Source organism: Desulfosporomusa polytropa, from assembly GCF_055380075.1.
In genome coordinates this window covers 805,302-817,480 of sequence record NZ_AP042400.1, presented here as the reverse complement: position 1 = coordinate 817,480, position 12,179 = coordinate 805,302, and the positions used below count along the sequence as shown (strand labels likewise).

Annotated in this window: 15 protein-coding genes and 1 pseudogene; 2 read left to right on the top strand and 14 right to left on the bottom strand. The window is 41.0% G+C overall.

Features of this window, described 5'->3' with window-relative positions; all coding sequences use genetic code 11:
* Window positions 1-21 precede the first annotated feature (21 nt).
* Window positions 22-1,728, bottom strand: coding sequence for a ShlB/FhaC/HecB family hemolysin secretion/activation protein (locus ACZ449_RS05630; RefSeq protein ID WP_464260076.1), 1,707 nt, complete (start codon window positions 1,726-1,728; stop codon window positions 22-24).
* Between the two features lie 517 nt (window positions 1,729-2,245).
* Window positions 2,246-2,560, bottom strand: coding sequence for a hypothetical protein (locus tag ACZ449_RS05625; RefSeq protein ID WP_464260075.1), 315 nt, complete (start codon window positions 2,558-2,560; stop codon window positions 2,246-2,248).
* Window positions 2,561-2,824: 264 nt separating this feature from the next.
* Between ACZ449_RS05625 and ACZ449_RS05620 the strand changes: the two genes are divergently transcribed.
* Window positions 2,825-3,610, top strand: a complete 786-nt coding sequence (locus ACZ449_RS05620) for a recombinase family protein (RefSeq protein WP_464260074.1) — start codon at window positions 2,825-2,827, stop codon at window positions 3,608-3,610.
* A 38-nt stretch (window positions 3,611-3,648) separates the two neighbouring features.
* Window positions 3,649-4,146: a recombinase zinc ribbon domain-containing protein gene (locus ACZ449_RS05615; RefSeq protein ID WP_464260073.1), complete on the top strand. Its 498-nt coding sequence runs from the start codon at window positions 3,649-3,651 to the stop codon at window positions 4,144-4,146.
* A 77-nt stretch (window positions 4,147-4,223) separates the two neighbouring features.
* Here ACZ449_RS05615 and ACZ449_RS05610 read toward each other — a convergent pair.
* The 12 genes and pseudogenes from ACZ449_RS05610 to rimM form a co-directional block, all read right to left on the bottom strand.
* Window positions 4,224-4,374: pseudogene (locus ACZ449_RS05610) on the bottom strand (ATP-binding protein); the annotation flags it as partial.
* Between the two features lie 30 nt (window positions 4,375-4,404).
* Window positions 4,405-5,475: an FUSC family protein gene (locus tag ACZ449_RS05605; RefSeq protein WP_464260072.1), complete on the bottom strand. Its 1,071-nt coding sequence runs from the start codon at window positions 5,473-5,475 to the stop codon at window positions 4,405-4,407.
* Between the two features lie 78 nt (window positions 5,476-5,553).
* Window positions 5,554-6,162, bottom strand: a complete 609-nt coding sequence (locus ACZ449_RS05600; protein WP_464260071.1) for a hypothetical protein — start codon at window positions 6,160-6,162, stop codon at window positions 5,554-5,556.
* Window positions 6,163-6,682: 520 nt separating this feature from the next.
* Window positions 6,683-7,039 (bottom strand): YraN family protein, encoded by a 357-nt coding sequence (locus ACZ449_RS05595; RefSeq protein ID WP_464260070.1) that lies wholly within the window; start codon window positions 7,037-7,039, stop codon window positions 6,683-6,685.
* A gap of 16 nt (window positions 7,040-7,055) precedes the next feature.
* On the bottom strand, window positions 7,056-7,346 hold the full coding sequence (locus ACZ449_RS05590) for an EscU/YscU/HrcU family type III secretion system export apparatus switch protein (protein WP_464260069.1): 291 nt from the start codon (window positions 7,344-7,346) through the stop codon (window positions 7,056-7,058).
* 27 nt (window positions 7,347-7,373) lie between these two features.
* Complete coding sequence (locus ACZ449_RS05585) at window positions 7,374-8,168, bottom strand: ribonuclease HII (RefSeq protein WP_464260068.1); 795 nt, start codon at window positions 8,166-8,168, stop codon at window positions 7,374-7,376.
* Between the two features lie 165 nt (window positions 8,169-8,333).
* On the bottom strand, window positions 8,334-9,188 hold the full coding sequence (gene ylqF / locus ACZ449_RS05580) for a ribosome biogenesis GTPase YlqF (protein ID WP_464260067.1): 855 nt from the start codon (window positions 9,186-9,188) through the stop codon (window positions 8,334-8,336).
* A gap of 50 nt (window positions 9,189-9,238) precedes the next feature.
* Window positions 9,239-9,766 (bottom strand): signal peptidase I, encoded by a 528-nt coding sequence (lepB, locus tag ACZ449_RS05575; RefSeq protein ID WP_464260066.1) that lies wholly within the window; start codon window positions 9,764-9,766, stop codon window positions 9,239-9,241.
* Between the two features lie 114 nt (window positions 9,767-9,880).
* Window positions 9,881-10,222, bottom strand: coding sequence for a 50S ribosomal protein L19 (gene rplS, locus ACZ449_RS05570; protein ID WP_094605484.1), 342 nt, complete (start codon window positions 10,220-10,222; stop codon window positions 9,881-9,883).
* Window positions 10,223-10,319: 97 nt separating this feature from the next.
* A complete protein-coding gene (locus ACZ449_RS05565; protein ID WP_464260065.1) occupies window positions 10,320-10,913 on the bottom strand; it encodes an RNA methyltransferase in 594 nt (197 codons plus the stop codon).
* Window positions 10,914-10,915: 2 nt separating this feature from the next.
* Complete coding sequence (gene trmD, locus ACZ449_RS05560) at window positions 10,916-11,662, bottom strand: tRNA (guanosine(37)-N1)-methyltransferase TrmD (protein WP_464260064.1); 747 nt, start codon at window positions 11,660-11,662, stop codon at window positions 10,916-10,918.
* 13 nt (window positions 11,663-11,675) lie between these two features.
* Window positions 11,676-12,179, bottom strand: coding sequence for a ribosome maturation factor RimM (gene rimM / locus ACZ449_RS05555; protein WP_464260063.1), 504 nt, complete (start codon window positions 12,177-12,179; stop codon window positions 11,676-11,678).

The following is a 12,179-nucleotide window of genomic DNA, read 5'->3' as shown; positions in this document are numbered from 1 at the left end:
TGAAATGGCATTCCATCGGATTTACAGTTGATAGTACACCTGGAATCCTAAAACGTGGTTCGGCACTTTCATGCCATCCGGTCGTTTGATGGGTTTGCCGATAAACACGTCATACTGAGCGCCAGCTAGGTTGCCCCGCAGCCCCAATGCTGAACCTACTATGTTTTTGCCGGGAGACTGATCGGCTGATTTGCCGCCAATCTGACCCATATCTAAGGCCAGGTAGACTTCCTGACCGGAATTCTCGATAGGTATGCTTAGTTCGTTCCGCAGGTACCAGCCCGTTTCGGCGGAAAGTGTCTGTTCACCGTCAAAGCCTCGTACGGTATAACGGTTACCGATACTTAAGAATTCTGAAGCATACAGTCGGTCTTTGGTATATTGTCCGCGCAAGGTAGCGTTGTAGCTGGCCTTGGTTTTACCAAGAATAACGGGCGTTGTCAGGCTGGCGTCAAGGGTCCAGATATTATAACGGGTGGTTGGCTGACCAGACTCACTGGCGGCTGGATCGTCTTGGGCACCGAACCAGGGTATGCCCCGTTTATAGCCTACCGTATAGTCAACAACCGTTTGACCGTAATATTGTTTATGGGTTAAGCCAAGTTTGAGCGCCGTGGTATTACGCCGCTGTAGCTCGATTTCAGCATCATCAATAAAGGATTTACTTGTGGATTTTATTAGACTAAAGGCAAGGCTCGTTTTCTGGGTCTGATCACGATACACTAATTTTTCTGCTTTCAATTCCACATCTCTTGTGCGCCCGGAAATCACGAAGAAGTTCCCCAGGTTTTGAATTGTCTGATGGTATTTATATATCGAACTCGATAAGGAATACGTCCAGTAGCCGTGAGGAAAAGAGTAGCTAAAGTTGTCGCCGCGAGTGCCATATCGATTACCATTACTTTCGGCATCGTTATTAAAAGAAATGTTGAACAGGTCATTCTTGCCCAGTAGATTATCTAGCGCAAGAGTCTCCGAGGCTTGCAGCTTACCAGTCGCTTTGCTGCCAGAGTCATCGAGCGACAACACAAGTTTCCAGGGCTTTTTTTGTTTAACATTGATTTGTATGATCGATTCACCCGGCTTGTCCCCCGGTAAGAGCTGCATTTCGGCGTCTTGGGACGAAACGCGTTTCATTTGCTCTAGCCCTTGCTCCAAGTCGCGCAGGTTAAGGATATCTCCCGGTCTTGACGGGAAAGCGCTTTTCCAGTCTGCTCTCATGGTAGGATCTGATAGCCTAATATCTTTAATCATCCCAGGAACAATTTGCAGGGTGAGAACCCCTGATGATATGTCTTGCTGGGGAATAAGCACTCGCGTTGTTACATAACCGTGGTCAATGAGGGCGTTGGTCAGTGATTTAACAATGATGGTTATCCCCTGCCAGCCGATCTTTTGACCTTGATACTTAGTTACCAAATCATATCCCCAAGCAAACCTGCCTTCTTCATCGCCTGCGATCTTGATGGTATTTATGGTAAAGCTTGGGGTCTCGTCAGGCAATTTTACTATTTTAGTGTCTTGTTTCCCTTTTTGCAGGAAAATGTCCGGGCTTTGCTCACGTTGTCTACGATCCTGAGCTTCTTGACGTGCTTTGTGATTTTGATCTTCAATAGCTGTTCGTGATGGTGGTGCTGCAAAAGCGATGTTTGTGCTAGTAAACAAAATTATTAAGACTAGTAGGCAAGTTTTAGTCAATTGTAAATTTCCGCAAGTATTCGGGCTCATTAGTGGTCTCCAATTCTCAAAAAATATAAAAGTCAATCACAAAAGCATGACTGACTTAACTTTAGCCTCACTTTTTATTCTGCTGATTTATATAAATCAAATATCGCAGCTGCAGATACCCAATTTATTAAATCAAACAGATATTTTACATGAGTAATATTTATTAAATTGTTATATATGTATTAATTTCCTTGTCTAACCAAAAATTCCCTTTATTTTTTTTACATTTTTGTATACAACTTCCACGCGATAGAGTTTATAAAAGATAGTGGTGTCAATATCATTAATTCATTTGAACGAAAACATAGACATCATAACGAAAGCAAAAAATCCGCCGTTATTCCGATGTTTATGGAGATAAGGCGGATTTTTATATTTATTTTTGATTGTCTATCTAAGTAATCAACATATTCCTGCATTAATCTATTCTATCAGCTATATCACTATAACTATACGCGTCTAACTTTTTCGGACATTGATTTCAATAGACTGTCCTGTCTTTGTAATTCACCCTATTTTAATGAGTCGGAGAAACTTTCACTTGACTCACTAAATGTGAAAATTCCTTTGCTCTAAATTCTAAGAGTATGATCCCTTCATCCAATCCTTCGGTACACGAGTAAATCTTTGAAACAAAGAACTCTAAGCCATATTCGCAAAAAGTACTCCATAAATGGCAAGGTAGTTCTTCTAACTCCTTAAATGTTATTAAAAACTGCTCATTATATTGCCCTTCAAAAAGTTTCTTTCTCCACAAACTATCTTGACAAATTTCTGTCACAACATCATCTAGATATTTTTCATGAAGTTTTTCTGCTAAAGCGAATTTCATTATTGCCGTTCCTACTTTCTTATCAATTGATATGTGTCTTTTTCAAGTGGGTAGATCATAATTTTCAGTAGAAGCCTCATACACATAGTACTTGATTCTTATTTTATCCTATTTGTCAATATAGTTACTATCCTTTTCATATTTTTTGTATTAGGACTATGAATAATAAGAATCATAAAACTTTTATAAATGCTTCCGGATTATTCTTTTATTATCTTGACCAGAACAAACGTTTGCATTATCCTATTCTTAGGAGGTGTTCTCATGCCAACAGTATTGCTTGCCCGGGTATCAACAGATGATCAGGCAGACCGGGGCACTATCGAAACACAAATCCAATTTGGAACAAAATATTGCGACCTTCACGAAATACCGCTTCAAGAAATATACAAAGATGACGGTGTCAGCGGCACTATTCCTCTACCCGAACGGCCAGAAGGTGGACGCCTAATTGAAGACGCTAAAGCTGGCAAGATCAAAACAGTACTCGTTTACAAACTTGACCGCCTTGGTCGTACTGCACGCGTAATACTCAACGCCATCTATGATTTAGAACAGTATGGCGTTCAAATTCGTTCCATGACAGAGCCATTTGATACTTCCTCTCCTGCTGGCCGATTTGCACTAACAATCCTGGCTGGTGTCGCAGATTTAGATAGAACAACAACTCTTGAACGTCTGTGGCTAGGCGCCCAACGCTGGGCTCGGGAAGGCAAATGGTTAGGTGGGATAACACCTTACGGTTACTATGTCAATGAAGACGGTTACCTTGAAGTTAATGAGAATCTAATACCAGGCTTTGATATGTCTGAGGCTGGTGTGATTCGCTTAATGTATCAGCTTCTGACTGATCAAAAAATGTCTACAATCAAAGTTGCTGACTATCTTAATGCTCTTGCTATTCCTACCTCCTACGTCATCCATGGTCGAGAACTTACAAAGGGGAAGAGAAAAGAAAATACCTCGGGAAAGTGGAATCCGGGGCGCATCAGGAACATGATAGTAAACAGTACATACATGGGGCATCCACCACTATGGAAAACACTCTAAAAAGGCTCGTGAGATCATTTCACGCGAAGTACCCGCTATTGTCTCAGGCGAAACGGAACCAGGCTCAGCAAGTGCTTAAAGATAACAGACTAGAAGCTACTCGCTATGCCAAACATCATTACTTATTGCGTAGCCTGGTAAAGTGCAGTTGCTGCGGATTGAACTTCAGCGGCACAGCCAATGTTTCAGGCAAAACTTTTTACATATGCAATGGTAAGACAACCTATAGGGGTAAATTCCAAGGTAAATGTCCAGCAAAAAACGTACCGGCTGAATGGCTTGATAGCATGGTCTGGCAGGACTGCGTAAACTTCATCATGTCTCCAGGTGAAGCGTTGGCAACATTGGATAGCAGCATGCAGGAAATCAAGTCAAAGAAGGAGTCTCTTGAATCAGAGAAAAGGCTAGTGGTAGCCACCATTGCCAGTAAGGACTCCGAGAAGCAAAGTGTCATCGACCTGTACCGTAAAAAGCTAATTGATGCCCGAGACTTGGAGCAGCAGTTGTTTAGCAGTCGTGTTGCACGGAAAGATTAGTTTCATCATTAATAAGCTTGGACAGTTTTTTTACTCGCATATCAAGTGCTAGATTCTCAGTCGCAATCTTTGCCAGTTAAGCCAATATTATTTTTGAGCATTCCCGCAACACTATAAATTTTTGTTACTTCAAGTGACTCTTGTGCTGTCATATCAGGCAATAGATGGAATTCGTCTGGCGAGCATTGTTTTCCCCGAACCTGGCGGTCCAACCATTATGAAATTGTGAGCTACCTCCATAGTAAATAAGCTACTCCATCACTTAGTTTCCACGCTTTCCTGAAGTAATATCTTGGCTTGCCGCGTAGCCCACTTAATTTCATTTGCCGTTACTGCCACTTCAAGTAACCCGTGTAAATAATAGCTGCCTGAAAGTTTGGGTTGCCATTGCTCAATTGCTTTAGTCAGACGTTCCCAATACTCTTCACTAATTTCTTCCGGCATAGCGGTATCGCCATCAACAATGACAGATCTAATTTTTCCGTTGACACGAATAACTATTGTGCAACCGCTTTCTAATATTTGCAAAATAGCTCTAAATTCCTCACTTATAGGTGGACTACCAGATTTAATTCTTCGGTCCAATCGTGTAGGCAAAAGATCAAAAATCCTGTCACCCTTCTTAGTAATTGATTCGTTGTAATCAATTAGTTTTTGAGCCAATAAAATCCACTCTCTGGGTTCTGCTTCAGCAATCACTTGGCGCTCTCTACTAAGCATATCAAACAGCGTTCGTGCTTCCTTATTTAGTTTGTTAACTCGCCTACGTTGTTCTGTATCTATATGAAGCCCACCGCTGTCAAGGCCAACATAATCCTGTATCGCCCGGCAAAAATAAAGAACTGACGCCTCGTTGCTTTCCATTAGTTTTTCTTTAAGCAATTTGGTATACTTAGGCGGCCATAACAATACGTTGATAAGCATAGCCGAACCCAGACCGACAAAAATTACTCCTGTTCTGGCAAGGGCATGAAATAAAAACTCTTCTGTGCTAGCACTTAAAACAAAAAGAGCAGCAACTATACCCATGGTTATGCCACTATGCAGTTTTAACTTTATATATATTGGTATAAGCAAAACAACTATTAAACCTGCTGATAACGGATTAACCCCGAGGAAATAACCAAAAAAGAACCCTGCCATGACACCCAGTATATGGACCAAAATCTGATCCCGTGCTGCCCTTACTGTCAAAAATATTGATGGCTGCATATTTATCACGGCAGAAACAGCACCAAAGAAGGCTGGTTCCAAAGCAAGATACTTGCATAAAAACATTGTAATTGCAACAGCTATACCCGTTTTAATAACGCGTGCACCAATTTTCATTTTTCACCTACGTAATTTCTAATATCTTTTATTATCCTATTAGTTCTCTTTTCTACTATGTAATCGAATGGGTCGATTCTAAAGAATCCCTTGTTCTATCTTCTCTACGATAAAATCATTGACTGAACCAGCGGCCTCAAACTGCTGTCGAGCTGCAACAGCAGTTTGAGGATTCGATAATAAACCATAAATATAATTATCGACTTTTTCTTTTAGTTCATAGGGAAGGTGGAGACTGAGATCTTTTTCCCCATAAGTAGGAAAGCACATCTTGACTTTTTCTCTCGCTTCTTTAGCGGACATGCCTTGATTTTTTAACATAGCATAAATCGCCATTCGCTGGAATTCACTAAACTTTTTAATTAAACCTCTTTCCAGTTCATCCTTATTCCACCATTCTCGGATTTCTTCATCAGAAACACCGAATAGGCGGCGTTTTTCAAGCATCTCATTCATGCGAGTATTATTTTTTTCAGTCTTTAAAAGATAATCCCCCATATTGGATGATAAATTAGATTCAGATATCATGTTTTCTTTGACTTCTTTCAGTAATCTCTGGAATATCATTTGTGCTTGCTCTTTGGTTTCAATATCTTTCATGATTATTGGAATAAATTGTCGTTCCAATTCCTGTTCGCGCAGGGTAGGAGGACTTTTCTTGGTAAATAGTTTAGATAATAATCCCATAAATAACACCCTGTATAATGAAAATCGTAAAATTCCCATTACCCTTTCTTTTAAAAATACAATACTCGCTATAGATTAACAAACACTGTAGATTGAAGTGTTCCGCTTTTAAACCCTACAATTCTTGTGCATTTAATACACATGTGGCTTAACCTCTATGTTTATATTACCATTTATTCTGTTTCACGGAATCAAAATTGCCCAGCCTGCTCCTCCGCGCATGATAAGTCAGGCAATAGTTCTTGGGATCATTGTATATTATAAAATTTTAGTCTTATTTCCCTGAAGACACATAGAACTCCTGCCAAATCCTCAAGTATTTGGCAGGAGTTCTGGTTCTACTTTTACGCTATTGTTATCTTCTTAGCCTTGACTAGAATAGATATTTGCATCATCCTATGTTTAGGCAGTACAAATCATGTCACCTTGTTTCCAAACATCACCTACGGGTGGCGATATGGTCTCTCAAGGCCTTGCTGTGGGTTACAGCATTCGCCTTTCTACCTCCTGTCGCCATTATTCAGCCACCAAATGCATTTATTATGTGATTACATTTAATTGAATCCCCTACCAGATATACTTCCAAAATATCAAACCTACAAGCACTATCGGTAATTCCTCGCTGATTTAGAAAACACAGGGCAGTATTAATTATTTTCTGCTGTTTTTTAAAATTCACGGCTTCTGCCGGAAACCCATAAACTGTTGATCGTCTGGTCTTTACTTCAACAAAGACTAGACAGTCTTTATCTTTAGCAATAATGTCTATTTCGCCAGTCTTAGCACGGTATTTAGTAGTAATAATGGTATATCCAAGTGTACTTAGATAACTAGCAGCAGACTGTTCACCTTTATCGCCAGTCGCAATATGGTTCATTATCTCCTCCATAACATTAGAACTGCCTGTTACCTAACCGCTGATCCAAACGATAAATATAAGCTAAAACTTCAGCCACCGCTTGATATAATTCAGGAGGTATTTCTCTGTCTAGTTCAACAGCCATCAGCATACCTGTTAAAGTTTTATTCTGATATATGGGAACTCCATGCTCCTTTGCTGCATGCATAATTTTATCAGCAACAATACCTGCTCCTTTAGCTACAACTTTAGGTGCAATACCATCACGCTCATTATATTTGATAGCAACTGCTTTAGGTAGTTTATCACGTTCTGTATCCGGCATAGCATCATCTCCTCAGTAGCAAAACAGTTATCCTGCACAATCAGTAGCAATCGCAGCAGCCTTAACCGGAGCAAAGCTCTGGCGATGATACGGACACGGTCCGTATTTTGCAAGCGCTTCCATATGTTCTTGGGTACCATATCCTTTATGGCGACTAAACCCATACATAGGATACTGGCAGTCGAGTTCTTGCATGATATGATCCCGTTCTACTTTGGCAATAATAGATGCTGCCGCAATAGAAGCACTAACCTGATCACCACTGATAATTGATTTAGACGGCATAGGCAAATGAGGCAGTGGTACTGCATCAATTAAGACAGCCTGCGGGGCCGATGATAAACCTGCAATGGCGCTATACATTCCACCGACCGTAGCTCGATAAATATTAATCTCATCAATGATTTCAGCACTCACTGCACACCGATTTACCGCAATAGCTGCATTTTTTATTTCTTTGTACAGACTTTCACGCTGAGACGCTGTTAATTTTTTGGAATCATTTAACCCTGGCAAATAACACTCTGGTGGTAAGATAACAGCAGCAACCATTACCGGACCTGCCAACGGTCCCCTGCCAGCTTCATCGACTCCAGCCACCAAGCTATAGCCTTCATAATTTAGCTGGCGTTCGTATTCATATAAAGCCGCAATCCGCTCACGTTCGCGCTGAGTCTTCTGGAGGCTGACCTCCCATTTACCAATAAGACGTTTTACCGAAATACGCTCATCCATTTTAAGTCTATTTATAGTCTGTAACGAAATTTCTTGCTCTGATAATAACGCAGCAATCTGCGCCACTGTCATCTGCGCTGTGTCCAAGGGTAACCTACCTCCAAATTCAGATGTTTTAACTATTCTGGATAAATACTTCAAATCCTTCCTGTTTTTAAAGGAAAAGGTGGACTGGCTAACAATTGTTAACCAGTCCACTTTGGTTTTACATCACTATTATATTATTAGCATTTCTCTCATCTACAATATTCCTTAGTTGTTCGGGATATCTAGCGTAAATTTTCCAAGCTTACCTGAACGAAAATCAGTAAGGATAATCCTTCTTACCTTTTCGCAGTCTACGATGCCGCCACTTCGTAAGCACCCCCGTTTAGCGCCAATTAAGGTAAGCAGCTCCATTGTGTCTTCAGATAGCTGGTCGGGGGTTAGTTTATAACGTTCGCACAGGCGATCACTATATTGGGCAGTAAGTATTTCCAGCAAGTTTAGGATAACTTTCTCCATATCGTATATATCATCTTTAATTGCACCAGTTACAGCTAATTTGAAGGCAACTTCCTGATCATCCATCCTGGGCCACAATACGCCCGGGGTGTCTAATAACTCAAGATTTTTACCCACAGTTAGCCATTGCTGCCCCCGTGTCACACCGGGTTTATCCCCAGTCTTGGCTGTTGCTGTACCTATCAGTCGATTGATAAGTGAAGATTTACCTACATTGGGAATACCTAAAATCATAGCCCGCACAGCACGACCCTTTATTCCTTTGGCTGTTAGTTTTGCAATTTTTTCACTAGCCTCTTTTTCAACCTTGTTCACCAATTCTTTGGTGCCTTTACCGCTGGCAGAATCAAGAATAGCGGTTGCAAAACCCATATTACGAAAATAACTAACCCACTCGGCTGTTCGCGCTGAATCCGCAAGGTCTGCTTTATTTAATGCCACCACCTTGGGTTTACCCTCAACAAGTTCCGCAATCATAGGATTCGCACTACTCAAAGGAATACGGGCATCTAATAGTTCAATTACTACATCAATCAGCTTTAATTGTTCGCGAATCATACGTTGCGCTTTGGTCATATGACCGGGAAACCAGTGAATGTGCATTGACTTACACTCCTTACTAAAAAACAGATACTATTACCGCTAGTGTATAGTTATGGCAATGTTTTTATGTGGTCAATTGGCCAAAAAACAGTAACTGCCTTTCCCTTTATAAGCTCCAGCGGTACAAAGCCGACATCTTTAAACCGACTGTCTTCAGAATTATTGCGATTATCGCCCATTACATAAATATGGCCGTCAGGAACAGTTACTGCTGGATAAGATCCTTTGATACGTTCTAATATGTATGGCTCATTTAAAAGTTGCCCATTAAGAAAGACTCTGCCATCTTTTATCTCGACAGTATCTCCAGGTACAGCTATTACCCGCTTAATAAAATCGCGGCTGGGATCGCGGGGATAACGAAATACCAGTACTTCGCCCCTTTCGGGTGTCTTAAACCGATAAATAAATTTATTGACAACAAGACGTTCGCCATTTACCAGCGTTGGCCGCATCGACGGTCCTTCGACCATATATAGTTCTACAATAAAATACCGGATAAAAAACGCCAGAACTATGGCTATGAGAATAGATATTACCCAGTCTTTTATTTCCTCACCCAGATTCGTATTACTCACAGCGTTCCTCCTTCGAAACAGGTATGATCACTGTCACTTTGTGGAGATCTAAAAACCAATTTTTAGTCGGGAAATTAAGAAAAGGGACTGAAATCAGTCCCTAAACACATTGATTTAGCGTTTTTCTTTGATACGTGCTGCTTTACCAGTAAGATTACGCAGATAGTATAACTTCGCTCTACGAACAATACCGCGACGCATTACTTCGATTTTTTCAATACGAGGAGAATGTACTGGGAAAGTACGCTCTACACCAACATTATAGGAAACGCGTCTTACAATGAAGGTTTCACGTACGCCACAGCCTTGACGGTTAATAACCACGCCTTCAAAAACCTGAATACGTTCACGAGTACCTTCAACAACTTTTACATGTACACGTACGGTGTCACCTGGCTTAAAGGATGGGATGTCCTGGCGCAATTGCTCTTGTTCTAAAATTTCAATAATATTCACTTGATTTTCCTCCTTATATCAGACGTTCGTACCATAGGCAGAGGACCATCCATATTACACAAAAAGTATTATATCATATATTAACCAGCAACTCAAATTAAAATGCTGTATTTTGCGTGTTTTTCCACCAGTATTCACCTAACAGGCGGTCAAGAATGATCGCTACTGCTGCCCGAACAGGCAAATGATTATAATTTCCTGGTCCATAAATAGGCTCAAGTATATAATCAAACTGCTTCATTACTGAAGTTTCCAAGCCCCAGCCAGTACCAAACAAAAGTAAGCACGGTCTATCAGTATTACTAAGTTGTTGGCGAAGGCTAGCATATGACACAGTATTTTCATACTTACGGGCATCAGTAGTAACAATTATGGGCGGTATTCCTTCCTTTGCTGTAATATAAGCAACTGCCGCAGCAATATCAGGAATAACCTCCACTATACTTAGCGCTTCTTTACGGTCAGGATTATATTCTCCTCCATACCCCTCTTGCCAATAACTAATAATTTCTTCAGCTAATGCCTTTTGAGCCTCAAGGGGGTGGATAATAAAATATTTTAGCACATCATAGGTTCGAGCCGTTCGTGCAATATCATGGATATCAAAATTAGTAATAGCAGTCGTAACTATCTCATTATTTTTATTATATATCGGATAATGTACCAAACCTAAATATACAGGCATTGCCATACTCAGCCTCCCGCCTGTTCAGACTTTATTTCCTGCAAAAGTTTATTATCAAGAGGACTTAGCTCCACGTTATCCATTAAATCTGGTCGCCGTTCCAAGGTTGCCCGCAGCGCTTCTTTACGTCGCCATTTTTCAATTTTTGCATGATCTCCCGACAGCAGTATTTCCGGTACTTCCCAACCGTTAAATTCACGAGGGCGTGTATAGTGCGGATATTCCAGCAAGCCATTATAAAAAGAATCGTGCTGCGCACTATCGTCAGCGCCAAGAACCCCTGGGATCATGCGAGCCACGGCATCAGTAATTACCATAGCAGGTAATTCGCCACCTGTTAGTACATAATCGCCAATGGAAATAGCTTCATCAACCACATGTTCACGAATCCTGGCATCAATACCTTCATAGTGACCGCAAAGAAATATCAGCTGTTCATACCCGGCAAGTTCCCGGGCTTTCGCCTGGTCAAATGGCTGTCCGCCTGGGCACATAAGAATTATGCGCTTACGTAAAGCACTACTAGCATTTACTACGCTCTCCACTGCACGGAATATTGGATCAGGCTTCATAACCATACCTGCCCCACCACCAAATGGAGCATCATCTACAATATGATGTTTGTCATAAGTAAAATCCCGGGGATTGGTTACATGAACAGAGATAAGACCACTGTCCTGCGCCCGTTTTAGAATGCTATGACCTAGCGGACCTGTAAACATCTCGGGAAATAGTGAAAGTATGTCAATACGCATAGCTGTCCTCTGTTTAGTCCATTTCTTCCTGCAATTTTACCACCATCTGCTTACCTGGAATATCAATTTTCTTAACAACTTCTTTAATGGCCGGGATTAGTAGTTCACTCTGGTCTTGCTGCTTAACAACATACACATCATTACTGCCTGGTTGGAGCACATCAATTATCGGTCCTAGCAAATTGCCTTCTTCGGTAAATACATTGAGACCAATAATATCAAAAATATAATATTGGCCTTCAGGCAGTTTAACTACATCTTCGCGTCCGATTTTAATCAGTTTGCCACGCAAGCGCTCAACATCCTTGATAGAATCAACTTCGGCAAATTTTAGTAAAATAAACTTTTTGTGCTGTCTGGCCGACTCTAGTTTAAGCTGACCAACATCATCAACAAACACTTCTTTAAGATCATCAAATCGGTCAGGGAAATCTGTAAGCGGTACTATACGAACGTCACCCCGCACACCGTGCGGGGCAACAATTTTACCGATGGTAATCAAATCGGGTTTAGACAT